This is a genomic window from Pseudomonas fluorescens (assembly GCF_019212185.1).
Taxonomy (GTDB): domain Bacteria; phylum Pseudomonadota; class Gammaproteobacteria; order Pseudomonadales; family Pseudomonadaceae; genus Aquipseudomonas.
Genome location: NZ_CP078138.1, coordinates 2,709,716 through 2,735,118, shown reverse-complemented (window position 1 = coordinate 2,735,118; position 25,403 = coordinate 2,709,716). Strand labels below are relative to the sequence as shown.

22 protein-coding genes are annotated in these 25,403 nt (G+C 63.0%); 12 read left to right on the top strand and 10 right to left on the bottom strand.

The genetic code is table 11. The features are described from left to right. The first annotated feature begins 73 nt into the window (after positions 1–73). From KW062_RS12470 to KW062_RS12425, 10 genes are all read left to right on the top strand, one after another. Complete coding sequence (locus KW062_RS12470; RefSeq protein ID WP_105755559.1) at positions 74–949, top strand: (2Fe-2S)-binding protein; 876 nt, start codon at positions 74–76, stop codon at positions 947–949. Continuing rightward, positions 946–2,658, top strand: coding sequence for a Rieske 2Fe-2S domain-containing protein (locus tag KW062_RS12465; protein ID WP_105755558.1), 1,713 nt, complete (start codon positions 946–948; stop codon positions 2,656–2,658). The genes KW062_RS12470 and KW062_RS12465 overlap by 4 nt, the downstream gene beginning before the upstream one ends. A gap of 12 nt (positions 2,659–2,670) precedes the next feature. Then, positions 2,671–3,306, top strand: coding sequence for a glutathione S-transferase family protein (locus tag KW062_RS12460; RefSeq protein WP_105755557.1), 636 nt, complete (start codon positions 2,671–2,673; stop codon positions 3,304–3,306). Positions 3,307–3,512: 206 nt separating this feature from the next. Beyond that, on the top strand, positions 3,513–4,913 hold the full coding sequence (locus KW062_RS12455) for an NCS2 family permease (protein WP_218424842.1): 1,401 nt from the start codon (positions 3,513–3,515) through the stop codon (positions 4,911–4,913). Between the two features lie 529 nt (positions 4,914–5,442). Further along, a complete protein-coding gene (locus tag KW062_RS12450) occupies positions 5,443–6,792 on the top strand; it encodes an amidohydrolase family protein (RefSeq protein WP_105755746.1) in 1,350 nt (449 codons plus the stop codon). A gap of 216 nt (positions 6,793–7,008) precedes the next feature. Continuing rightward, complete coding sequence (locus KW062_RS12445; protein WP_105755745.1) at positions 7,009–7,959, top strand: LysR family transcriptional regulator; 951 nt, start codon at positions 7,009–7,011, stop codon at positions 7,957–7,959. Positions 7,960–8,086: 127 nt separating this feature from the next. Then, positions 8,087–8,311 (top strand): hypothetical protein, encoded by a 225-nt coding sequence (locus KW062_RS12440; RefSeq protein WP_105755744.1) that lies wholly within the window; start codon positions 8,087–8,089, stop codon positions 8,309–8,311. A gap of 321 nt (positions 8,312–8,632) precedes the next feature. Beyond that, positions 8,633–9,196 carry an FMN reductase gene (gene msuE / locus KW062_RS12435; RefSeq protein ID WP_027620305.1) on the top strand — a complete coding sequence of 188 codons (564 nt, stop codon included), beginning with the start codon at positions 8,633–8,635 and terminating at the stop codon, positions 9,194–9,196. A gap of 17 nt (positions 9,197–9,213) precedes the next feature. Then, the gene (locus tag KW062_RS12430) at positions 9,214–10,401 is read left to right on the top strand and encodes an acyl-CoA dehydrogenase family protein (RefSeq protein WP_027620306.1); all 1,188 of its coding nucleotides are present in this window, start codon (positions 9,214–9,216) and stop codon (positions 10,399–10,401) included. Between the two features lie 9 nt (positions 10,402–10,410). Next, positions 10,411–11,511: a sigma-54 interaction domain-containing protein gene (locus KW062_RS12425; RefSeq protein ID WP_027620307.1), complete on the top strand. Its 1,101-nt coding sequence runs from the start codon at positions 10,411–10,413 to the stop codon at positions 11,509–11,511. A 97-nt stretch (positions 11,512–11,608) separates the two neighbouring features. Here KW062_RS12425 and sfnG read toward each other — a convergent pair whose 3' ends face one another. After that, a complete protein-coding gene (sfnG, locus tag KW062_RS12420) occupies positions 11,609–12,703 on the bottom strand; it encodes a dimethylsulfone monooxygenase SfnG (RefSeq protein WP_105755743.1) in 1,095 nt (364 codons plus the stop codon). Between the two features lie 264 nt (positions 12,704–12,967). Between sfnG and KW062_RS12415 the strand changes: the two genes are divergently transcribed. Beyond that, on the top strand, positions 12,968–14,209 hold the full coding sequence (locus tag KW062_RS12415; protein ID WP_105755742.1) for an acyl-CoA dehydrogenase family protein: 1,242 nt from the start codon (positions 12,968–12,970) through the stop codon (positions 14,207–14,209). Positions 14,210–14,255: 46 nt separating this feature from the next. Here KW062_RS12415 and KW062_RS12410 read toward each other — a convergent pair whose 3' ends face one another. The 9 genes from KW062_RS12410 to KW062_RS12370 form a co-directional block, all read right to left on the bottom strand. Next, a complete protein-coding gene (locus KW062_RS12410; protein WP_027620310.1) occupies positions 14,256–14,615 on the bottom strand; it encodes a hypothetical protein in 360 nt (119 codons plus the stop codon). Between the two features lie 10 nt (positions 14,616–14,625). Then, the gene (locus tag KW062_RS12405; RefSeq protein ID WP_105755741.1) at positions 14,626–15,858 is read right to left on the bottom strand and encodes an SfnB family sulfur acquisition oxidoreductase; all 1,233 of its coding nucleotides are present in this window, start codon (positions 15,856–15,858) and stop codon (positions 14,626–14,628) included. 129 nt (positions 15,859–15,987) lie between these two features. Next, a complete protein-coding gene (locus KW062_RS12400) occupies positions 15,988–16,764 on the bottom strand; it encodes an ABC transporter ATP-binding protein (protein WP_027620312.1) in 777 nt (258 codons plus the stop codon). 54 nt (positions 16,765–16,818) lie between these two features. Then, positions 16,819–18,159, bottom strand: coding sequence for an ABC transporter substrate-binding protein (locus tag KW062_RS12395; RefSeq protein WP_027620313.1), 1,341 nt, complete (start codon positions 18,157–18,159; stop codon positions 16,819–16,821). 75 nt (positions 18,160–18,234) lie between these two features. Next, entirely contained in the window at positions 18,235–19,299 is a 1,065-nt protein-coding gene (locus tag KW062_RS12390; RefSeq protein ID WP_105755740.1) for a branched-chain amino acid ABC transporter permease, read from the bottom strand. A 4-nt stretch (positions 19,300–19,303) separates the two neighbouring features. After that, positions 19,304–20,185 (bottom strand): branched-chain amino acid ABC transporter permease, encoded by an 882-nt coding sequence (locus tag KW062_RS12385; protein WP_027620315.1) that lies wholly within the window; start codon positions 20,183–20,185, stop codon positions 19,304–19,306. Continuing rightward, positions 20,185–20,952 carry an ABC transporter ATP-binding protein gene (locus KW062_RS12380; RefSeq protein ID WP_105755739.1) on the bottom strand — a complete coding sequence of 256 codons (768 nt, stop codon included), beginning with the start codon at positions 20,950–20,952 and terminating at the stop codon, positions 20,185–20,187. Before KW062_RS12380 ends, KW062_RS12385 begins: the two co-directional genes overlap by 1 nt. After that, entirely contained in the window at positions 20,949–21,896 is a 948-nt protein-coding gene (locus tag KW062_RS12375) for an AMP-binding protein (protein WP_105755738.1), read from the bottom strand. The genes KW062_RS12380 and KW062_RS12375 overlap by 4 nt, the downstream gene beginning before the upstream one ends. After that, on the bottom strand, positions 21,883–23,301 hold the full coding sequence (locus tag KW062_RS12370; protein ID WP_105755737.1) for an LLM class flavin-dependent oxidoreductase: 1,419 nt from the start codon (positions 23,299–23,301) through the stop codon (positions 21,883–21,885). Before KW062_RS12370 ends, KW062_RS12375 begins: the two co-directional genes overlap by 14 nt. 325 nt (positions 23,302–23,626) lie before the next feature. On the opposite strand from KW062_RS12370, the gene KW062_RS12365 reads away from it, so the two are divergent. Beyond that, complete coding sequence (locus KW062_RS12365; RefSeq protein WP_105755736.1) at positions 23,627–25,366, top strand: dipeptidase; 1,740 nt, start codon at positions 23,627–23,629, stop codon at positions 25,364–25,366. Positions 25,367–25,403: the final 37 nt, after the last annotated feature.

Here is a 25,403-nt window from a genome sequence, read left to right as displayed (position 1 = left end):
GCATTACTCGTTAGTTTCATGCCATGGATATCTCTACTCTCGGGGCAAACTAGAATAAGCCCGGTGAGACCCCATGAGTATCGAACCCTGCATCTGGAACCAGTGGTATCCACTGGCGGTTGTCGAGGACCTGGTGGCTAGCCAGATTTATCGCACCCGCCTCTTGGGAGTAGAACTGAGTTACCAGTGCGATGCCGATGGCCATTTCAGCGTATGGCAGGCCGATGACAGCGGCCACCCATACACCAGCAAGACCCTTTATCACACCCACTGGGTGTGCCTCGGTGAAGCCTGCGACGCCTTCTTCCTGATTCCCGAATTCGCCGAAGCGGATCGTCGGGTGCTCGGTGCTGGGTCGATGAAAGTGCATGCCTCGGGCCTGCGGGTGGTGGAGAATTTTCTCGACATGGCCCACTTCCCCTACGTGCATGCCGGTTTTCTCGGCGCCGAACCCTACACCGATATCAGCGCCTATCAGGTCGACGTCGATCCGTTGCTGGATGAAATCCTCGCCACCGATTGCCGGATCTTCCAGCCCATGGCGGCCGCCGCGTCCACCGAAGCGATCGAGGCGCACTACGTCTATCGCGTCACCCGCCCTTACGTCGCAATCCTCTACAAAACCAGCCCCGAACAACCTGAGCGCCGCGATGCGATCTGCCTGTTTGTGCAGCCGCTGGACGAGCAATGGTGCATCGCCCACGTGGTGCTGGCGTACATCGACAGCACCAGCAGCGACCGCGACCTGCGGCTGTTCCAGCAGACCATTTTCAGCCAGGACCTGATGATCCTTTCCAACCACCTGCCGCGCACCCTGCCACTGGACCCCAAGTTCGAAATCCCGACCCGCGCCGACGCCATGTCCAGCGCCTACCGCCGCTGGCTGCGCGACAAGGGCGTGCGCTACGGCACCTATCAACCGGTCGAACAGGCAGGAGTCCAGGCATGAATCAGCAGCAGAACCCGTGGTTTCCGGTGGCCCAGAGCAACGATCTGGTGCCGCGCCACGTCTTCCACGGCCAGTTGCAAGGTGTCGAACTGGCGCTGTGGCGCGACGACCAGCAGCAGGTCAACGCCTGGGAGAACCGTTGCCCGCACCGCAGCGTGCGCTTCACCCTGGGGGTCAACATGGGCTCGCGGCTGCGCTGCCAATACCACGGCTGGCAGTATCAGGCGGGCGATGGCCGCTGTACGCTGATCCCGGCCGCGTCCAACAGCACGCCGCCGGCCAGTCTGTGCGCACAGCCTTACGCGGTGCGCGAACAGGACGGTTTCATCTGGATCAAGCTGCAACCGGCAGTCCCCGGCGACCTGCCGGCGCCCAGCTTCGCCCCGTTTGCACAGCGCCTGCGCAGTCTGCCCTTCCATGCCCCGCTGGCCGAGGTGCGCCAAGCCCTGGCCGGCTACGCCTTGCTGGACCCGCAATGCGTGGTGGACTCGCTGCATCTGCAACAGACCGAGCACGAACTGCAATTGACCTGGCGCAGTGGCGAGCAGCTGTGCCAGGTGCGTTTCTACCTGCAACCGGCGAGCGCCCGGCGCACCATCGTCCACAGCAGCACCGCCGACCTGCGCCTGGGCATCGACGAGGTGCGCTGGCACAACCGCCTGCTGACCGATGCTCGACGTCGCCTGGAAAACAGCAACGGCGTGATCGCCCGCTCGCACACTGAAGACAGCAGGCCCGCAGCCACCAGCCCCGGCCAACGCCGCGACCCCCAGCACCTGGAAGCTACGGTGGTCGAACGCTGGAACACCGCCGGTGAAATCCTCGGGCTGAAACTCGCGCTACCCGCCGACAGCGCCCTAACCTTCGAGGCCGGCGCGCACATCGACCTGCACACCCCCAGCGGCCATGTGCGTCAGTACTCGCTGGTCAACGCCCCGGATGAACGCGAACAGTTGGTGCTCGGGATCAAACTCGAAGAAGCGTCGCGCGGCGGCTCGCGTTCACTGCATGAACAATTGAAAGCCGGCGATCGCCTGCGTATATCCCAACCGAAAAACCATTTCCGCCTGGTCCCCGAACGCGCCGCGATCCTGATTGCCGGCGGCATCGGCATCACCCCCTTGCTGGCCATGGGCGCCGCTGCGCAAGCCTGCGGCCAGGCCTACGAGCTGCATTACTTCGTGCGCAGCGAGGCCCACGTTGCCTTCCCCGAGCGCCTGCATCGCCTGCGCCACAACTGCATCCACACCGGCCTCAGCCCCGAGCAGACCGGCGAGCGACTGCGCATCGTCCTGCAGCAGGCGGACCCGCAGACTCAGCTCTACGTCTGTGGCCCCAAGGTGTTGATCGACGTGGTCAGCAGCCTGGCCCGCGAGGCCGGCTGGAACGATGCGGACATCCACTTCGAACTGTTTGCCAACACCGTCAGCCACGCGCAGGACCGCCCCTTCGACGTACGCCTGCAACGCAGCGGCGCACAGTTCACCGTGCCCGCCGGGGTCAGCCTGGCGGACTGCCTCAAGGCCCACGGGATCGCAGTCGATACCTCGTGCGAGCAAGGGGTATGTGGCACTTGCCGCACCGAGGTCATCGATGGCGAACCGGATCACCGCGACGTCTGCCTGAGTCGCGGCGAACAGCAATCCAACCGCTGCCTGATGCCCTGCGTGTCGCGCAGCAAATCCGAGTTGCTGGTACTCGATCTTTAAAGGAGCAGCGACGTGATCACCCTCTACAACTACGAACTGTCCGGCAACTGCTACAAGCTGCGCCTGCTGATGAACCTGCTGGGCCTGAGCTACCGCACCGTGGACCTGGAGTTCTACCCGGGCAAGGAACACAAGGGCGAAGCCTTCCTCGCCATCAACCCGCTGGGCCAGTTGCCGACGCTCGACGACGATGGCTACGTACTGCGCGATGCCCAGGCGATCCTCACCTACCTGGCCGCCCGTTACGATGCCAGCGGCCACTGGTACCCGGTGCAAGATCCGAAGCGCCTGGGTGAAGTGAACATGTGGCTGGCGTTCGCCGACAGCCTCACCGGCACCGCATCGGCCGCACGCCTGGCAGATGTTTTCAACTATGATCTCGACGCCGAAAAAGCCCGCGCTGGCGCCCATGCCCTGCTGCGAGTACTGGAAGAACAACTGTGGTTCAACGAGCGCGAGCACTCGGGTTGGGTCTGCAGCGGCGAGCGGCCGACCGTGGCCGACATCGCCTGCTTTCCCTACGTGATGCTCTCGGACGAAGGCGGCATCAGCCTGATCGACTACCCGGCGATCAGACGCTGGACCGACCGGATCAAACGCTTGCCCGGATTTATCGTGATGTCCGGGATATTTGCCACGGCAGCGTGAAGCAGGACCGTTTCAACACCCTAAAAAAATAAGCCTGATAACCGCCAATCGAATGTGCAACAAGAGAACCCCGTAGGAGCTGGCTTGCCAGCGAAAGCCCCGAATGCGCAAGCGTTGCTCATCGCGGCCAAGCCCGCTCCCACAGGTGTTGCAGGTTGACTGGTGGACATTGGGCACCCATGCCTGGCGGATGTGAGGAGATAAACATGAACCAACCGGTCAGTTTGCGCGATACGCCCATCGGCTTTATCGCAAAACTCAGGTTCTGGCTGGAAAACTACTTCGGCATCGAAGGTCAGGGCTCGACGCTCAGGCGAGAAGTCATCGCCGGCGCCACCACCTTCCTCGCCGCGGCGTACGTCATCGTAGTCAACCCGGACATCAACTCGGCGGCCGGCATCCCGTTCTCCGCCGGGGTCACGGCCACGGTGCTGGTGAGCTTCCTCGGCACCCTGGCGATGGCGCTGTACGCGAAAAACCCGATCCTGATCGCGCCGGGAATGGGCATCAACATCCTATTCGCCTACACCATGGTGGTCGGCGCCAAGATCCCCCTGCAAATCGCACTAGGCTGCGTGTTGTGGGGCAGCGTGATCTTCACCGTGCTGGCCTTCTTCAACGTCCGCCAGGCCGTGATCGACGGCATCCCGGCCAGTCTGCGCAATGCGATCTCCTGCGGCATGGGCCTGTTCATCGCACTAATCGGCCTGGTCAACGCCAAGTTCATCAGCGCCGACCCGTTTACCGTGGTCCATGCCGCGCCCTTCAACCCGATCATCCTGACCTTCCTCGCCGGCCTGATGGTGACCATCGCCCTGGTCGCACGCAAAGTCCCCGGCGCGCTGATCCTCGGGATCATCGCCACGACCCTGATGGCGATCCCGATCGGCCGCCTGTGGGGCGACGCCACTGCCTACTGGCCGGAAGGCGCGGCCAGCGTGACCCTGGTCAACTGGAGCGGCCTGTTCGCCGCACCGGACTTCAGCTTCCTCGGCCAGGTCGACCTGCTCGGCTCGCTGCGCCTGGAATACCTGCCGTACATCTTCGTGCTGGTGTTCACCAACTTCTTCGAATCGCTGTCGACCTTCCTCGGCATCTCCGAAGCCGGCAACCTCAAGGACGCCGACGGCAACCCGCGCAACATCAAACAATCGATGCACGTCGACGCCCTCGCCGCCCTCGCCTCCGCCCCCCTGGGCACCAGCCCCGCCACCGCCTACATCGAATCCGCCGCCGGCATCTCCCAAGGCGGCCGCACCGGCCTGGTCGCCCTGGTCGCGGCACTGCTGTTCCTGCCGTTTCTGTTCCTGTCGCCGCTGCTGTCCCTGGTGCCATCCATCGCCACCGCCCCGGTACTGATCATGATCGGCGTGTTCATGATGGACACCATCACCAAAATCGACTGGCACTCCTATGAGGAAGCGATACCGGCGTTTTTGGTGATCCTGCTGATCCCGCTGACGTACTCCATTACCCTGGGCATCGCCCTCGGTTTCATCGTCTTCGTGCTGCTCAAACTGCTGATTGGCAAGGCCAATACAGTGAAGCCAATTATGTGGTGGGTGGCGGCGCTGTCGGTGTTTTTGGTGATGCGAGTGCAGTACTAAAAAAAAGATAACCACACCAATCACCGGACAAACCCAACCACTCAACAGGCCGAGCGTTAGCTCGCCTGCCGCTCTTGATCTGGCTTTTGATCTGGCTTGTGATCTTGATCCACAGGCCCCATCGGAAGGCTGAGTGGAGGTATTCATCCGGGGGGAGCGCGTAGCGCGGTGCGGCGAAGCCGCAGTCATCGAGAGGAGGTGCCAGCGAAGCCAACCGGAGGCGATGACCCACGGATGGATGCCGGAGCGAAGGTACCCCGAGCCTAAGCGAGGGGCCGGACGCTGGGGCAAAGCCTTTTGGTTCCTTTTCGGCGTTTGGAAAAGGGACTCGCTGTAAAAGCGAAACCATAATTAGCCGTTACCGCAGGAATGGATATGTACACCGTCAGTACGCCATCGCTAGCAGGCTAGCTCCTACAGTTCAACGCGCGTTTCTGCAGGAAGGGATGTGTACACCGTTAAGCAGCCATCGCTGGCAAGCCAGCTCCCACAGTGGTCGATCAACCCCCATTAAAACAAGGCCCCAGCCATGACCTACACCGTGATCCGCAACGCAATCATCTTCACCATCAACCCCCAGGACCAAGTCCTCGCCAACGGCCACGTGGTCATCCGCGACGGCCGCATCGAAGCCATCGGCCAGGGCGACCACATGCCCCTGCCCGCCGACGCCACCATCATCGACTGCAAAGGCCAAATGGCCCTGCTGCCCGGCCTGGTCGACGCCCACTCCCACTCCAGCCTGATGCGCGGCATCACCGAAAACATGCCACTGATGCAATGGCTGCCCTACTACCAACTCGAACACCGCGCCATGAACGCCGAGGACGCCTACCACGCCGCACGCCTGTGCTACCTCGAAGCGCTGAAAAGCGGCACCACCTGCGTCATGGACATGTACCGCTTCATGCACCGCTGCGCCGACGCCGCCGGGGAAATCGGCATCCGCGTTCACCTCGCGCCCTACGCCGCCGATCTGCCGGGCAAAGACTTCTTCGAAAGCCCCGAAGCCAACCGCACACTCATCGAAACCCACCACATGGCCCACGACGGCCGCGTGCGGGTGTGGATGGGCCTGGAACACCTGTTCTACTGCTCACCGAAATCCTATGCCCACGCCCGCGACTGCGCGCGCGACTACGGGATCGGCATCCACACCCACGCTTGCGAGCAGAAGGAAGAAGAAGCCGCCGTACTCGCACACTTTGGCAAACGCTCGATCCCCATGCTCGACCAAATGGGCATCCTCGGTGAAAAGACCCTGATCGCCCACTGCGTATGGCTCAACGATGAAGAAATCCGCCGCCTCGCCGACACCGGCACCGCCATCGCCCACTGCCCGAGCAGCAACGCCAAGCTGGCCAGCGGCATCGCCCGGGTCCCGGACATGCTCGCCGCCGGCATCCGCGTCGGCCTCGGCACCGACGGCAATGTGTGCAACAACAGCCTCGACCTGTTCGAAGAAATGAAATTCGCCTCGCTGCTGCAAAAGGCCCACCGCCTGGACGCCGCCGCGCTGCCAGCCAACGTCGCACTGCGCATGGCGACCATCGAAGGTGCTCGAGTGCTGGGCATGGACCAGGAAATCGGCTCGATCGAAGTCGGCAAGCGCGCCGACCTGCTGCTGCTCGACCTCGCCCAGCCGAACATGTGCCCGGTGGTCTGGGAAGGCACCAACACCAACGTGCTGTGGAACCTGGTGTACTCGGCCCGTGGCTCGAATGTGAAGACCGTAATGGTCGACGGCAAGATCCTCCTGGAAAACGGCCGCAGCACCCAGGTCGACGAAGCCGCCGTGCTCGCAGCTGCCCAGGCGCAGACCCTGCTGCTGATGGAACGACGCAAGGATTTTGCGCATACGCTGGTGCCGATGGTTTGAGGCAGGCGGCGCACCGAGCTGACCTGATCTAAAACGGTAGGAGCGAGCCTGCTCGCGATGGGGCCAGCACATTCAACATTAATGTCGACTGACACGACGCCTTCGCTAGCAAGCTAGCGCCTACAGGGGTTTGTGCTGGATCACAAAATCGGCGCACGCCTGCATTTATGAGCAATCCCCGGTACAGTGACCGCCGCCCTCCCTCAGGCCCGGCCCATGCAAAACGTCGATATGAAAGCGCTGCAGGTATTTTTCTGCCTGCTCAACGAATGCAACGTCACCCGCACCGCGCAGCAACTGAACATGACCCAGTCGGCGGTCAGTCATACCCTGGCGCGCTTGCGGTTGTTGTTCAATGACCCGCTGTTCGTCTCGATGGGCCGCGGCATGCTGCCCACCAGTCGTGCCCTGGCGTTGGTGGAGCCGCTGCAGCAAAGCCTGGATGCACTGCACAAGCTGATCGAGCCGATCAAAACCTTCGACCCGCTGAGCTTCGAGGGCAGTTTTGAAATCGCCACCACCGACTACATCGGCTTCATCCTCCTGCCCCGGCTGATGCAACGCCTGGCGCAGAACGCGCCCGGCGCCGAATTGAACATCCAGCCGCTGCGCCCGAAAGAAGACCTGAACCTGCTCAAGGACGGCAAGCTCGACCTGATCATCTGGAACGAAAAAAGCGCCCCGGCGAACTTTCATGTGCGCGATTTGTTCAGCGACCGCCTGAAGTCGGTGGTACGCGTCGGCCACCCACAGATCAACGGCAGCCTCTCCCTGGAACAGTTCCGCAACGGTCAGCACCTGCGCATCAGCAGCAATCACGGGGCAGTGCGCGAGGCCATCGACAGCCTCTACGAACAACACGAGATCCGCTGCAAGACCTCGCTGACGGTGCCGCACTTCCTGCTGGCGCATATCCTGATATCGCAGACCGACATGATCGGCATGATCGCTGAGCTGACCGCTCTGCGCATCGCCCGGGAGATTCCCCTGCAAGTGTTTGAACCGCCGGTGGCCGTGGCCGGTTTCACCGTGTCCCAAGTCTGGCACGAACGCCTGCACGCCGCCCCCGCACACAAGTGGCTGCGGGGCGAAATCAACGCGGTGGCTCAGGAAATCACCGAGGAACTGCAACAGTTTCGCGCCACACAAAGCGCCTCGACAGTCTGAGCCAAAAGCTTGCCGTTGGGCACCTGTCAACTTTGACAGTGGACGAACCCGGCACGGCCACCTATACCTTGAATTCGGCGCCGGCGAGCCATGCCAAGGTGCACGCTTTTCAGGGACGGCTTGAAGCATGCGCCTCTACGATTACACCGCCTATCCACGTAAACGAACCGACCACGCCATCTACGGTGAAGTGCTCGCCGACTCTGATCGCCACGCCAAGGCCAAGGTCCGAGCCTTGTGCCCGCGCTGCAAACGCATTGAATTGTCTGTTCTCAGTGAATACGAGCCTGCCCCGCCGCCCCTTGGCACACCGCCATCAAGCGAACGGCAAGTCGATTACAGCGACGATTGACGCGCCTCCCCATCACGCCCACCGCTGCGAACCGTTCGGGCCTCGCTTTGACCCGATGCCCACCGACATATTTCTAAATGTTATTTAAATATTACCAGTTAGTATTTTTAGAAATATCAAAAATCCTTTATCACTGTCCGCGTACCAACATTCGTTGAAGTGCCCGCAGGGCAACAGCGGATCAGCAGAACAGCTTCGACAGCAACAATCGTGACTGTTGAATCATAACGACAACCTATTGATTAATAAGTAATTATCAAGCAGGCACAACATTTGCTCTGTGTTCTGTACTCCTCGCAACAGACAACAGGACTACCTGAAATGAGCACACCGTTGAATGTCGTCGCCGTCTCTGGCGGCACCGGCCGCCCGTCGCGCACCCTGGCACTGACCGAGTCGATCCTGGCCGAACTGAGTCAGCACCTGCCGGTGAAAATCCACCTCATCGAACTGGGCGAGATTGCCCGTCCGCTCGGGGCTGCGCTATGGCGCTCGGAGCTGCCGGCCGAGGTCGAGCAGCAACTGCGCCTGATCGAAAACGCTGACCTGCTGCTGGTGACCTCGCCGGTTTATCGCGGCAGCTTTCCCGGGCATTTCAAGCATTTGTTCGACCTGATCGAACAGGACGCGCTGGTCGATACCCCGGTGCTGCTGGCTGCCACCGGTGGCAGCGATCGCCATGCGCTGGTGCTCGATCACCAGTTGCGGCCGCTGTTCAGCTTCCTCCAGGCGCTGACCCTGCCGATTGGCGTGTACGCCAGCCAGGGCGATTTCCTCGACTACCGCATCAACAGCGAAGCCCTGGCCACACGCATTCGCCTGGCCGCCGAGCGTGCCGCCGCGCTGTTCGCCGACTCCGCCCGCGCCCTGCGCAAGACTGCCTGATCAGCAAGGAAGCCGACATGAGTGTTCATCTTCACCCTGCGCAGTCGACCCCGCTGCAGACCGCGCGCTTGCTGGCCGCGCAATTTGCCGAGACCGCGGTCGAGCGCGATGCCCGCGGCGGCACGCCCAAGATCGAGCGCGATGCCCTGCGCACCAGTGGCCTGCTGGCCCTGAGCATCCCCCGCCAATACGGCGGCCTGGGCGCCAGCTGGAGCGAAACCCTGGCAGTGACCCGCGAGTTCGCCCGGGTCGACAGTTCCCTGGCCCACGTGTTCGGGTTTCACCACCTGATGCTGGCCACCGTGCGCCTGTTCTCGCGCCCCGAGCAATGGCAACCCTGGTTCGAGCAGACCGCGCGCAAAAACTGGTTCTGGGGCAACGCCCTGAACCCCCTGGACACCCGCACGGTGATGCGCACCTTCGACGGCTGGTACGAGTTCTCCGGGCAGAAAAGCTTCTGCTCCGGCGCCAGTGATTCGCAGATGCTGATCGCCTCGGCCATCGACGAACGGGCCGGTGGCAAGCTACTGATCGCGGCGATTCCCAGCGCTCGCTCCGGGATCACCCTGCACGGCGACTGGGACAACATTGGCCAGCGCCAGACCGACAGCGGCAGCGCGACCTTCGAACGGGTGCGCGTCGAGCACGGCGAACTGCTGCTCGATCCCGGTCCGTTGAGCACGCCCTTCGCCGGTCTGCGGCCGCTGATCGCACAGCTGCATTTCTCCAACCTGTTTCTCGGCATCGCCGAAGGGGCCTTCGAGGAAGCGCGCAATTACACGCTCAAGGAAAGTCGCCCGTGGTTCCGTTCCAGCGCCGCCCATAGCAGCGAAGACCCTTACGTGCTGCGCCATTACGGCGAGTTCTGGGTCGGCCTGGAAAGCGTCAGATTGCTGATCGAACGGGCCGCCGCCCAGCTCGATGCGGCCTGGGCCAAGGGTGAGGAATTGAGCGCCGAGGAGCGTGCACAACTGGCGTTGTCTATCGGCACCGCCAAGGTCGCCGCGACCCGCAACGGCCTGGACATCTGCAACCGCCTGTTCGAAGTCACCGGCGCCCGAGCCACCCACGCATCCCTGCGCTTCGACCGCCACTGGCGCAACCTGCGCACCCAGACCCTGCACGACCCGGTGGATTACCGCGTGCACGAATTGGGTGAATGGGCGCTGAGCGGCAAACGCCCAATTCCGTCTTTCTATTCCTGAGGCACGCTTATGCAACTGTTGACCCTGCCCCCGTCCCCGACCCTGGCCACTTCGATCAGGGCCACCGCCCAGGTCTTCGAAGACCCGCGATCACAAGCGTTGCTGGCCCATGTGCAGCAGGTCGCGCCAAGTGAAGCCAGTGTGCTGATCATCGGCGAGACCGGCACGGGCAAGGAGCTGGTCGCGCGCCACATCCACAACCTCAGTGGCCGGCGCAACGGGCCATTCATGGCGGTCAACTGCGGCGCCTTCTCGGAAAATCTGGTGGAAGCTGAACTCTTCGGCCATGAAAAAGGCGCCTTCACCGGCGCCCTGGCGGCCAAGGCCGGCTGGTTCGAGGAGGCCAATGGCGGCACGCTGTTTCTCGATGAAATTGGCGATCTGCCGATGCCGATTCAGGTCAAGCTGCTGCGTGTCCTGCAGGAGCGCGAAGTGGTGCGCCTGGGTTCGCGCAAGAGCATTCCGATCAATGTACGGGTGCTGGCGGCGACCAACGTCCACCTGGAGAAAGCGATCAACGCCGGGCACTTTCGCGAAGACCTCTACTATCGCCTGAATGTGGTCAGCCTGCAGTTGCACCCCTTGCGTGATCGCCCGGGGGACATCCTGCCGCTGGCCCGCCATTTCATCGCCGAATACAGCCGCCGTCTCGGCTATCAGGATGTCAGCCTCGCCGACGATGCCGTGCAGCGCCTGGCGAGCTACGACTGGCCGGGCAACATCCGCGAGCTGGAGAACGTCATTCACCACACCCTGCTGATCTGCCGCGACCGCCTGATTCGCGCGGATAACCTGCACCTGTCGAACCTGCGGATCGCCCGTGAAAACGACGACCGTCCGCGCGAGGAAAGCGCCGAAGAACTGCTGCAACGGGCCTTCAACAAACTCTTCGAGGAACAAAGCGGCGCGCTGCACGAGAAGGTCGAGGATGCGTTGTTGCGCACCGCCTACCGCTTCTGCCACCACAACCAGGTTCACACCGCCAGCCTGCTCGGGCTGTCGCGCAACATCACCCGCGCACACCTGATCCGCATTGGCGAACTGATGGTCAACAAGCGGCGCCCGGGGCAAAGTGCACAGGGCAACCGGGTGATCAATCTGTCGATTTGAAGGGCTGCGATTCCTGTAGGAGCTGGCTAGCCAGCGATGCGGCGGCCCGACAAGCCAGCGCCTACAGGGATTTTCGTATCACCACCGGCCGCAGGTGTTACACCGGTTCCAGCGCCTCGGCGCGGGCCTGCTCCAGTTCGCGCACCAGCGGCAACACGTGTTTGCCGAAGTACTCGACCTCTTCCTGGAAATGCAGGAAGGCCGAGAGGATCAGGTCGACGCCAATGGCTTTCAACTCGACGATACGCTCGGCAATCTGCCGGGGGGTGCCGATCAGGTTGGTTTTGAAACCGTCGTTGTACTGCACCAAGTCTTCAAAGCTCGACTTCGCCCAATTGCCCTCGCCTTCCGGGCTGGCCGCACCGGCGTTTTTTGCTTCGCCGGCAAAACCTTGCACGGCTTGCGGGTCAGCCTTGTCGATGATTTCGGCGAGCACTGCCCGCGCTTCGGCTTCGGTTTCACGGGCGATGATAAAGGCGTTGACCCCAACCTTGACCGAATGGCCGTTAAGCGCCGCCTTGGCCCGCAAATCGTCGACCTGTGCCTTGATGCCCTCCACGGTATTGCCGTTGGTGAAGTACCAGTCGGAGACCCGCGCAGCCATGTCCCGGGCAGCTCGCGAACTGCCCCCCTGGAAGATTTCCGGATGCGGACGCTGCAGCGGTTTGGGCTTGAGGCTGTAGTTGTGGAAGCGATAAAAATCGCCGGAGAAGCTGAAATTGTCCTGGGTCCAGATGCCTTTGAGGGCGCGGATGAATTCCTCCGAACGACGATAGCGCTCGTCATGGTCCAGCCACGGCTCGCCAATGGCGCGGAACTCACCCTTGAACCAACCGGAGACAATGTTCACCGCCACCCGTCCTTGAGTGAACTGGTCGATGGTCGCCAATTGCTTGGCCGCCAGCGACGGCGTCCACGGGCCCGGCAGGATCGCGGCGATCACCTTGAGCTTCTCGGTGGCGGCCAGCAACGCGTGGCTGATGACCACTGAATCGTGCTGATTATCCGCGCCGTAGCCGGCGGTGAAACGAATCTGCGACAGCGCGTAGTCAAACCCCGAGCGCTCGGCTATCCGTGCCAGTTCGCGGTTGTAGTCGATGTCCCAGCGGGTGCGCTGTTCGATCTTGCTGACCACCAGGCCACCGCTGACGTTGGGTACCCAGTAGGCGAATTTGATCGGTTGTTGGCTCATGGCAAGTACTCCAGTGATGACTCGGTTTCTCATAACGGGAGCAGCAACTGTGCCAGGTATAAATTGTGTTTTATTTCAATAAGATAGGCCAAATACGTAGCCCCGCAGCTGTTGCTCCATCAACAGTGCATCAACAAGCTGTCCGAGGATTCAACAGTCCGCATGCCCACCTCGCCGAGCAATCCCCTGTAAACACGGACTTCCCGGTAACGGCACGGCCTGTGCAATGACTCAGGTCCAGATTGCCGTCCCAGGAGAGTTCACATGACTGCCCAAGCCCAACACCTGCCGTCGCTCGCCAGCAGCGTCGACTACAACACCCTCGCCGCACGATTCCGCCCGATATTTGCGCGGATTGCCGCCGGTACGGTGGCCCGCGAGCGCGAGCGCAGCTTGCCCCACGAGCCGATCCAGTGGCTCAAGGAAGCCGGCTTCGGCGCCGTGCGCGTACCGCTTGAATTCGGTGGCGGCGGCGCGACCCTGCCGCAATTGTTCCAACTGCTGATCGAACTGGCCGAAGCCGATTCCAATATTGCCCAGGCCCTGCGCGGCCACTTCGCCTTTGTCGAGGACCGGCTCAACGCCCAGGCCAGCGGCTCGCAGGCGGTGTGGTTGCAGCGCTTCGTCGAGGGTGATCTGGTGGGCTGTGCCTGGACCGAAATCGGCGCGGTGAAGATCGGTGAGGTCATCACCCGAGTGTCGCGCCAGGGCGATCAATGGCGGGTCAACGGCACCAAGTACTACAGCACCGGCAGCCTCTATTCCGACTGGATCGATCTGTTCGCCCGCCGCGACGACACTGGCGCCGACGTCATTGCGGCCATCCGCACCCAACAACCGGGCGTCCAACAAAGCGACGACTGGGACGGTTTCGGCCAGCGCACCACCGGCAGCGGCACCTCGGTATTTGTCAACGCCGTGGTCGAGGAAGAAAACCTCATCGACTTCAGCACTCGCTTCAAATACCAGACCGCCTTCTATCAACTGGTCTTGCTCGCGGTACTGGTGGGCTCCGGCCGCGCCGCCCTGCGCGACTTCTCGCACGAGGTGGGCAAGCGCACCCGGGTGTTCAGTCATGGCGCTGCCGCGTCCACCGCCGAGGACCCGCAGATCCAGCAAGTGATCGGCAAGGCTTCCGGCCAGGTCTATGCCAGCGAGGCCGCCACCCTGCGCGCCGCCCAGGCGGCACAGGAGGCCTACCTCGCGCACTTCGCCGGCGACGCTGAGGCCGAACGCCAGGCCAATATCGCCGCTGAATTGGAGTCAGCCCAAGCCCAAGTGGCGGCGGTCGAGCTGATCCTGCGCGCCACCAGCGACCTGTTCAACACACTCGGCGCGTCGGGGACCAGCACCGCCAAGCAGCTTGACCGGCACTGGCGCAACGCGCGCACCGCGGCCTCCCACAACCCGGTGATCTATAAGGAACGGATCATCGGCGACTGGCACGTCAACGGTACCGAACCGCCTTATGTGTGGCAGATCGGTGGTGGCGCCAAGCAAGGCTGAAACCCAAGGCGCCCCGCATTCGACGGGGCGCCTCGGATTAACTCGGTCAGTCCAGCGCCGCCCCATTGAGGTAGTGGTCACCCAGGCGGCGACGCAAATGGGCCGGCGGTACACCTTGCCCTTCGGCACTCGGCCTGTGCAGTGCCCGGCCACTCCATTCCAGATGCAGTTCGCTGCCCCGTTGCGCCGCTTCAGCGGCGGCCAGACGCGCCTCGATGGCCGCGGCTGGCGAGTGCTCGGCCCAGTCCAGCAGGGCCTGGGCGGCGGCGACCCGCACCTCGAGATCACCGACAGCGGCGATCGCCAGGCTGTCGTTTTTCAATGGCCCTGCTTGCAGGTGCTCGACCAGCGCCCGTAGGGTGTTTTCGGCAAATTGCAAATCGGCGCGGCGAGTTGAATTAGGCATGGGAGGCTCCTTAGTTCCAGGAATGGCGAGAAGGTTTGACGCCGTTGAGGCGCTGATTACCGATCAGGTGAAACTTCCAGCGCACCGGGTCGTGCAGGGTGTGGGTGCGGGCATTGCGCCAGAAACGATCCAGACCCTGGCTGGCGGTCACCGTGCGCGTGCCGCCCAGTTCCAGCAGGCGTGTGGACGCCAGCAAGGCGATTTCGGTGGACAGCACCTTGGCCTGGCCAACGATCACCGAGGCGTGGGCGACGCTGTCTTCACTGGGCTCGGCGAGGGCCAGATCGACCGCTTGCGCCGAGCGCTGGAGAATGGCTTCGGCGGCGCGCAGGCGCCAGGCCAGGTCACCGATGGCGGCCTGACTCAAGGGGTCCTGGCGACCTTGCTCGAGGCCGCTGTCGGCCCAGGGTCGGGCCAGGCGAGCGACGCGCAGGGTCTCGGCAAAGGCGCCACGGGCAATGCCGGTGTCTACGGCGGCCTGGATAATCTGCGACACCGGGCCGTCGGCGGTCGGTTGATCGTAGGCTTTCCAGGCCGGTATGACGGCGCTGGCGGGAACGCGCACGCCATCGAGCAGAACCTTGCCGCTGGCGGTGATGCGTTGACCGAAACCGTCCCAGCTGTCAATCACTTGCAGGCCCGGTGTCTCGCGCGGGACAAAGGCTACGAACGGCCGGTTCAGTTCGTCGACACCGGCCACCGGCACGATATGGGCGAACAACGCGCCGGTGCAGTAGGCCTTCTCGCCGTCGAGCACGGCACTGTCGCCGTCGAAGCGGATCCGCGTTTCAAAGGCGGTGACGGTCTTGCTCTTGGCCTCGGAAAAAGCATTGCCAAAGCGATACCCCGCCAGCACCTTGGCCAGGTATTCGGTTTTCTGTGCCTCGCTGCCGGTGAGCAGCAGGTTGTTGAGCACGCCAAAGTGGTTCTGCGGCAATTGCCCCAGCGACGAGTCGACAGCGGAAATAATCGCCACCACTTCGGTCAGGGTGCGGTAGGACACCCCGGCGCCGCCATGGCTTTGCGGCACGGTAATAGCCCACAGGCCACTTTCGGAAAAACGCTCCAGCTCGGCCCACGGCAGGCGCCGGTCACGGTCGCGCTCCAGGGCTTCACGGGCAAAATCCTCGGCAAGCCGCTGCGCCACCTCAATGGCTTCGGCGTCACTGCGGATGATATGGGCCGGGCGCCTGGGAGCCGATGTGGCCTGCTCGGGCAGGTGGGATGGGGATGTGGCACTCATGGGTTGACTCCATTCGATGGCGGTTCTGGAAGCACGAGCACGCGCCCATGCAAAGTGTTGAAGCGGTGTGGCTGGGTGAACAGCGTGATGTCTGCATTTACCGCAGTGGTCCGGCTTGGTCAGGGCACTTCAGCCCGCCTTACCCCCCAGATAAAAACGCTGAATATCCTCCCGCGCCGCCAGCTCGCTCGCCGCGCCCTCACCCACCACCCGGCCGTTTTCCAGGATGTAGGCATGGCTGGCATGGCGCAGGGCGACGTTGATGTTTTGTTCGGCGATCAGGAAGCTCATGCCTTCGCGGGCGTTGAGTTGGGCGACGATCTCGAATATCTCCTCGACAATGATCGGCGCAAGTCCCATGGACGGCTCGTCGAGCAGCACCAGGCGTGGCCGGGTCATCAGGGCGCGGCCGATGGCGAGCATCTGCTGTTCGCCGCCAGAGGTCAGGCCGGCCTGGGTCTTGCGCTTGGTCTTGAGCCGCGGGAACCAGGCGTAGATCCGCTCCAGGTCCTGCTCCAGTTCAAGTCGTGACGGCTTGCGCAGGAAGCCGCCGCTGCGCAGGTTTTCCTCGATGGTCAGGTGGGCGAAAACATGTCGCCCCTCCAGCACATGGACGATGCCCTGGCGCGCCAGCTGATTGGCCGCGACCCCGGCGGTATCCGCCCCGGCAAAACGAATCTGTCCGCGACTGACCTTGGCGCGATCCGCCTGGACCAGCCCGGAAATCGCCTTGAGAGTGGTGCTCTTGCCGGCGCCGTTGGCTCCCAGCAGCGCGACGATGCCGCCCTGCTCGACCTTCAGCGACACCCCGGCGACGGCCAGAATGGCGCCGTCGTAAATCACTTCGATGTCGTCCACCGCCAACAATTCGCTGGCGCTGATGACGGGCTGAACACGCGGGTTCATCACGGCATACCTCCCGGGCACAGCAAGCGCCCGCTGATCAGTGGGTGCTCGGTGTTACTGCTCAACGCTGCAATCGCGGGCCGTCACGCCCTTCTCTTTGGCGTACTCGGCCGCCTTGGCATCGATCAACGGGCGCAAGGTCGCGCGATCCGCCTGAATCCAGTCGGTCACCAGCGTCCACTGCGCACCATCCCACTGCTGGACCTTGGCCGCGCCGCCGCCCTCATGGTCGCTGCAGGACAGCTTGAGCGGCTGCATCAGGCCGAGAAAACCGATCTCCTTGAGCCGCGCATCGCCCAGGTCCAGGTGCTCCAGGCCCCAGCGTCCTTCCTCGCCATTGAGCGGTCGGTTGCCAAACTTTTTCTGTCCGGCTCGAATCGCTTCCACGGCAATCGCTGCGTTCACCAGCCCAGAGTTGTAGTACACGCTGCCGAAGCTTTTCGGGTCCTTGAGGTCGCTCTTGCCCTTGTCGAGGATGTGTTCCTTGATGCGCTGGTGGATGTCGAAATTGCTCCCGCCCGGGTACGGCGTCAGCGCCAGATAACCTTTGCCGGCTTCAGCGGCGGGCAACACGTCTTCGTTGGAACTGGCCCAGATGTCACCGACGATACGCTCCACCGGGAAGCCGAAACGTGCAGCGGTCTTGATCGCCACCGGGGTCGACACACCCCAGGTGCGCAGGAACACCCAGTCCGGTTTCAACTGGCGGATCTGCCGCCACTGCCCGGCCTGCTCATTGCCCGGATCGGCCACCGGGATCTGGATATTTTCGAAGCCATATTTCTCCGCCAGCAGCGCCAGCGGGCCCTGGGTTTCACGACCATAGGCCGAGTCGTGGTAGACCGTGGCGATCTTCTTGCCACGCAGTTTGTCCAGCCCGCCTTCACGCTGGGCCACGTAATTGATGAAGGCCGAAGCCTCGCTGTAGAAGGTCAGCATCACCGGAAAGTTGTAGGGGAAAATGCTGCCATCGGTGGCTTCGGTGCGTCCGTAGCCGAGGGTAATCAGCGGGATCTTGTCGGCCTCGGCCTTGCTCGCCAGGGCATAGGCCGCCGGCGCACCGTTGGGTTGATAGACCGCCACCGGCGCACCATTGAGGCCGTTCTTAAAGCGCTCGTAGCACTCGATGCCCTTCTCCGCCGTCCATTCAGTCTCGCACTCCTGCCAGACCAGCTTGACCCCGTTGATCCCGCCCTCGACTTCGTTGATGTAGCGCAGGTAATCGATCATCCCGGCCCACACCGGAATCCCGCTGGAGGCGTAGGCACCGACGCGGTAGGTGGCCATAGGGATGAATTGTTCGTCGCTGGCCGCCTGGACCAGGGTCGGCAGCAGGGCCTGCAGGCCGAGGCCGAGCACCGCTGCGATAAGGGTACGTTGCAAGGGTTTGCGCATGAGGGATCACTTCTATTGCATGAGGTGTGAGGTGTCCCCTCCCGTCGTCGGGTCAAGGCGTGGAAGATGAAATGTCTAGAAGCGCAGCGGCCAGGTCTTGAGCCGTTCGCGCAGGTCGCCAAGCAGGCGGATCAGGCCTTCCGGCTCCTTGATCAGGAACCAGATGATCAGCGTGCCGAAGATGATTTTCTGCAGGTTCTGCAACTGTCCGGCGTCGACGCTGCCGCCGAACAGCCATTGCCCGCCATGGTTGAGCAGGATCGGCAGCAGGCTGATAAAGGCCGCGCCGATGAAGTTGCCGGCGATGCTGCCCATGCCACCGATAATGATGATGAACAGGATCTGGAACGAGCGGTTGATGTCGAAACTGCCGGCGCTGGCGGTGCCCAGGTAGGCGAAAGCCCAGAGCGCGCCGGCGATGCCCAGGTAGAACGAACTCACGGCAAAGGCCAGTCGTTTGTAGCGATCCACCGGGATGCCGACTACCGAGGCGGCGGTGTCCATGTCGCGGATCGCCATCCAGTTGCGCCCAACCTGGCTGCGCACCAGGTTGACCGCGACCCAGGTCAGCAGCACCACGCAGCTCAAGGTCAGCAGGTAGCGCCCCACCGGCGAGGCCAGGCTGTAGCCGAACAGTTCCAAGCGCGGCGCGCTGATGGTGCCGGACGAGGCGAAGTTGTAGAACCAGGGAAACTTGGCAAACACCCACTCGAGGAAAAACTGCGCCGCGAGGGTGGTGACCATCAGATAGAAGCCCTTGATCCGCGCGCTGGGAATGCCAAACAGCAGGCCGACAAACGCCGCGATCAAACCGCCGCCCAGCAGCGCCAAAGGCAGTGGAATGCCCGGCACCCGCAGCAGCAAACCGTAGGTGGCGAAGGCGCCGACGGCCATGAAGCCGGCAGCACCCACCGAGGTCTGCCCGGTGTAGCCGGTCAGCAGGTTGAGGCCGAGGCCGGCCAGTGACAGCACCAGGAACGGGATCAGGATCGCGTTCAGCCAATAGTCATTACCCAGCAGCGGCAGGCCGACAAAGGCCACCAGCAGCAACAGGCCAAGGCTCAGCGGCCAGCGGCGGCGCAGCAGGGTCAGGGGCGCATCGTCGAAACTCGCGGGAATGCCCGTGGTAGTCGTCGTCATGGGGTCACACTCGCTCGATGGCACGGTCGCCGAACAGGCCGGCCGGGCGGATATAGAGAAACGCCAGGGCAAGGAAATAGGCGAACCAGGGGGTGATGCCGCCGCCGATCAGCGGACCGATATAGGCTTCTGCGAGGTTCTCCGCGGCGCCGACAATCAGCCCGCCGACAATCGCCCCGCCAATCGAGGTAAAGCCGCCGATGATCAACACCGGCAACGCCTTGAGCACCACCAGCGACAGCGAGAACTGCACGCCCTGGCGCGCGCCCCAGAGCAGCCCGGCCACCAGCCCGACCATCCCGGCCACGGCCCAGACGATCTGCCAGATGCGGTTGAGGTTGATCCCCAGGGACAGCGCGGCCCGGGTGTCATCGGCCACGGCGCGCAGGGCGATGCCGATCCGGGTTTTGTTGAACAGCAGCGCCAGCACCGTCACCAGCCCCGCACAGACCCCGGCGGCAACCAGGTCAAACTGACTGATCATGATCTCGCCGAGAAACACCGGCACATCGTCGATGCCCAGGTCCAGCGCACGCACCTGGGCGCCCATCAGGCCCTGGGCCAAGCCTTCGATGATGAACGACAGGCCGAGGGTGGCCATGAACAGAGTGATCTGCGAGCGATTGACCAGCGGGCGCAGCACCAGGCGCTCGATCAGCAGCGCGCCGATGATCATCACCAGCAGGGTCAGGGCAAGCGCCAGGGCGAACGGTACGCCCTGCTCGTGCAGGCTGACAAAGGTCAGTGCGGCGAACAGCAGCATCGAGCCCTGGGCAAAGTTGAACACACCGCTGGCTTTGTAGATCAGCACGAAGCCGATGGCGACCAACGAGTACATGGTGCCGGCGAGCAGGCCGCCGATCAGGGTTTCAAGAAACAGATTCATCAGTGCACCGTCCCCAGATAAGCCGCGATCACCTCGGGGTTGGCCTGGACTTCGGCGGGCGTACCGTCACCGACCTTGCGCCCGTAGTCGAGCACCACCACGTGGGCCGAGAGGTCCATGACCACCTGGATGTCGTGTTCGATCAGAATCACCGTGGTGCCCAGGTCGCGATTGATGTCGGCGATAAACCGACTCATCTCCTGTTTCTCCTGGGCGTTCATCCCGGCCATGGGCTCGTCGAGCAACAGCAGGGTCGGCTGGGCGATCAGCGCCCGCCCCAACTCCACACGCTTTTGCAGGCCGTAGGCGAGGCTGCCCACTGCCACGTCGCGCCAGGGTTGCAGGGCGAGAAAATCCAGCACCTGCTCGGCCCGCGCATTGAACTCCCGCGCCTCACGCCGCGCCCGTGGCAGACCCAGCGCCTGTTCGATGAACAGCGTGCGTTGCAGGCGCGACAGGCCGGTGAGCAGGTTATCGAGCACGCTCATCTTCTTGAACAGCGCGTTGTTCTGGAAGGTCCGTCCGATGCCGCGACGCGCAGCAGTCAGGGGATGGGGCCGGCGTAACGGCTCGGCGTCGAACAGCAGTTCACCGGCGTCGGCGCGATACACGCCATTGAGGATATTCAGCAACGAACTCTTACCGGCACCGTTGGGGCCGATCAAGGCGCAGATCTCGCCGCGCTGTACGGCGAACGATAAATCGTTGATCGCCTTCACGCCCTTGAACGACAGGGAAATATTGCGCACCTCCAACAATGCGCTCATGCCGCACGCTCCAGCACGTCGTGCAGCCAGTCCAGACGCGCCGGCGCACTGGCCGGCGTGTCGATACGGCTGACCCGGTGCAAACCCAGCAAGTGTCGCACCCGAGCCTTGAGCCAGCGGCGCAGACCACGACGCGGATCGGCCAGCACCCACTCACACAGACGCCGGCGCCAGGTGCCCTGGGGCGCCAGCCGTGCCTCGATCTCATCGGCCACCTGACGGGCGCGCTCGCTGGACATCAACAGCGCGGTCGGGGCGATGTCCTGGCGGTCGCGACTGGCGGACTCGAGGGTTTCGGGGAACGCCAGACCTTCGCCACTTTGCAACCAGCGGCTGAGTACATGCTGCAGGCCGAGCGGCCAGTGGGTGTCTTCGTCGACCCATACCACCGGGTCCCTGGCGACCTGGGACCAGCCCTGCTGCGCCTGCTCCAGCGGACCGCTGAACAACACACTCAAGGGCGCCGCGTGCAGCCCGCCCTCGCCGGCCTTGCTGGCCTGGGCGCTGAACACCTGCAACGGAGCGAAGCGCTGCAACTGGGCCTCACGCCACAGCGCCACGGTTTCGCGACGCTGGACGAAAGCGAAATCGGGACGTAGCAGCCGCACCTGGCGTTGCAGGGTTTCGCCACGGGCCTGTGGGCTGATCACCTGGCTGATCCCGCCGAGGCTATGGGCCGCCAGAGCGAGGATCAGCAACGACGGTTCGTAGGCTCCACTCAAGGCCAGGCGCGACGTGTCGGTAAAACCCTGCTGACGCAAACCGGCCGCCGCGCGCTCCACTTCCCGCAGCACGTCGATCCAGCGCCAGGCCTTCCACACGCCCTGGCGACGGTGACGCAAAGCGATCTGCAGCGGCTTTTCGGTGGCCCAGCGGCGCAAGGCGCTCAAGGCGAAATCCGGCACGTCATCGACCTGCCGCGGACTGAGTTCATGCACGCTCATGGGCTGGCTCCCGCTTGATGGCACTGGTGCTGTGGCCCTTGCCAAGGTCGCGATAACTGGCGGCAGGATGGTTGTCGGCCAGGCGCGGGCCGTCACCGAACAGCTTGTCGCGCAGGGTGCCGGCGGCGTATTCGGTTTTGTACACCCCGCGTTTTTGCAGCTCGGGCACCAGCAGTTCGACCACGTCGCGGAAGGTTTCGTGGGCCAGGACGTAGGCGAAGTTGAAACCGTCGACGTCGGTTTCCTCGACCCAGGCCTGCAACTCATCGGCCACGGTCTGCGCGCTGCCGACGGTCAACGGCCCGAAGCCGCCAATACCGACCCAGTCGGCCAACTCACGCACGGTCCATTGCTTGTTCGGGTCGGCCGTGGAAAAGGCTTCGACCGCCGACTGGATCGCGTTGGTATGGATGTGTTTGAGCACCTGGTCGGGCTGGTACTGGCCGAAGTCGATCCCGGTCCAGCCGGACAACAGCGCCAACGCGCCTTCGTAGCTGGTGTAGGACTTGAGTTCCTGCCACTTGGCCTGGGCCTTGGCGTCGGTCTCGTCGACAATCACTGTCTGCAGGTTGAAAATCAGAATCTTGCGCGGATCACGCCCGGCCTCGGCGGCGCGGCGGCGGATATCGGCCACGGTTTTTTTCAAGATCACTTTCGACGGTGCGGCGACGAACACGCACTCGGCGTGCCCGGCCGCGAAGCTCTTGCCACGGCTGGAAGCGCCTGCCTGGTACAGCACCGGCGTGCGCTGCGGCGAGGGTTCGCAGAGGTGGATGCCGGGCACCTGGAAGTATTTGCCCTGATGGCGGATCTCGTGAATCTTGCTCGGATCGCTGAACACTCGATGCTCACGATCACGCAGCACCGCGTCGTCTTCCCAACTGCCTTCGAAGAGTTTGTACAGCACCTCAAGGTATTCGTCGGCGTAGTCGTAGCGGGCATCGTGATCGCTCAACGCTTTCTGCCCGAGGTTGCGCGCGCCACTGTCCAGATACGAAGTGACGATGTTCCAGCCAATGCGGCCCTTGGTCAGGTGATCGAGGGTCGACAGGCGCCGGGCGAAGGGATACGGATGCTCGAAGCTCAGCGAGGCGGTCAGGCCGAAGCCGAGGTGTTGGGTGACCGCCGCCATCGGCGTAATCAGCGCCAGCGGATCGTTGACCGGCACCTGGGTGGCCTGGCGGATGGCAGCCTCGCCATTGCCATTGAGCACGTCATAAATGCCGATCACATCGGCGATGAACAGCCCGTCGAACTTGCCGCGCTCCAGCAACTTTGCCAGATCGGTCCAGTACTCCAGGTCCTTGTATTGCCAGGAGCGATCCTTGGGGTGCGCCCACAGGCCAGGTGACTGGTGGCCGACACAGTTCATCTCGAAGGCATTCAAACGGATTTCACGGGGCACGGTGCAGCTCCTTTTCGCTGAACTTGATGGCATCTTGCGACGCGTCTTGATTCAGCTAAACAGGATTCATGCCAATAAATTTAATTGTTTATATTCAATAGGTTATGTAGTTCTTAAATGCCCGAAGCAATGCCTGCACGACAACAGCCTGTTGAACGACTGTTGCTGCACGGACAGTAGGTTTATGCGTCGTTTTTGTATTTCTGTGGGACAGATCGCAGTTGTGGGACTGCCGTACTTATCTTCGTGGTGTTAGCTTGGAAATGTCCTGTTTCATTTGCACGACACTTCCTACTCAATACTCCGCAAAGGAATGCCCCCCACGATGGACTTTTCACTCAAGCACCTGGCCGCCACCACCCTGATGCTCGCCAGCCTCGCGGCGGTCACCACGCCGGCCCAGGCCAACATCACCCCACAACAGAGTGCGGCCATTCTCAAGACCTTCAACGACCCATCAGTGAAGGACTTCCGCGATTTCCTCGGTAGCCTGGCGAAAAGCGATCTGTCCAAGACTGACGACCTCCGCCCGGCCATCAATGCTTTCCTCGACAACAAGAGCCTGAGCGCCGAACAGCAGAATGAAATCTATCGCCTGCTGGGCCTGTACGCCCGAGTGAAATACGGCAGTGCCGCCACCGAGACCCTGCGCGAACTGGTGGCCATCCCCACCTTTCAGGTCGAGGGCGTGGCCCAGCACGACAACCCCGAATTCATCAAGATCGCCGACAAGATCAAGAGCCTGGCCGAGTCCTTCAACCTGAGCTTTCGCAACGTCGACAACCGCGTCTACGAAATCTCCCTGCCCGGCAGCGGCGACGAGGTGGTGGGCATTCACGCCCACGCCGACGTGGTGCCGGTGACGCCGGAAAACTGGGTGCTGGAAGACGGCACCAAGCTCGATCCGTTCAAGGTCACGCTGATCGGCGACCGCATGTACGGGCGCGGCACCGAAGACGACAAGAACGGCATCGTCGTGACCCTGTACGCAATGAAGATCATCAAGGAAGAAAAACTGCCGCTGGCGCGCAACTTCAAACTGCTGGTGGACACCACCGAGGAAACCACCGGCGATGCCATCCCCTACTACTTCGAGCACAACCCGACGCCCAACTACAACTTGGCGCTGGACGGTGGCTACCCGGTGGTGATTGCCGAGAAAGGCTACGGCACGGTCATGGCCAACTTCCCTTTGCGCAAGGCCGAGGGCAAAGGCGCCGAGATCACTTCGATGACCGGCGGCCTGGCGACCAACCAGATCCCCTCGACCTCGGTGGTGACCCTGGTCACTGAGCAGCCCGCCGAATTGGCGGCAAGCCTGCAACAGGCCGGTAGTGACTACGCCAAACGCAATGGCGGCGACTTCAAGGTCAGCGCCAAGGTGGTCGGCAAGGATGTGCAGTTGGTCGTCACCGGCGTGTCCGCCCACTCCTCCGAGCCCGAGTCAGGGGTCAACCCGGTGGCGCGGATGCTCGACTTGCTCAACAGCCTCGACGGCAAGGTCGCCCTCAAGCACAACGCCTACACCGACGCCGCACGCTACGCCGCCGACAACTGGGGCCTGGACTACCTGGGCAACAAACTGGGGGTCGGTTTTGCCGATGACTTCATGGGCCCGCTGACCACCTCGCTAACCTACGTCGGCAATGACAACAAGGCCTTCAAACTGGCGGTGAACCTGCGCGTACCGAAAGGCAAATCGCCGGAAACCCTCAAGACCGAGATCGCCGACAAACTCAGCGCCTGGAGCAAGAGCACCCACACCGCCGTGACCTTCGACTACTCCATCGCCGAACCGATGTACCGCAACCCCGAAGGCGAATGGGTCAAGGCGCTGCTCGCCGTGGCCACGGAAAACCTCGGCATGCCGCACAAATTCGGCACCTCCGCCGGCGCCACCTCGGTCCACGAACTGCCCAACGGCGTGCAATTCGGCCTGGCCATGCCCGACGTCAAATACACCGGGCACAACGACAACGAGTTCAAGACGGTTGAACAGTTCATGCTGGATCTGCAGATTGTGACCGAGATGATGGGGCGGATTGGGCAGTTGCCGAAGCTTTGATGGATGGGTGCGGGCTTGCTGTTGGGGTGGGTCCGCC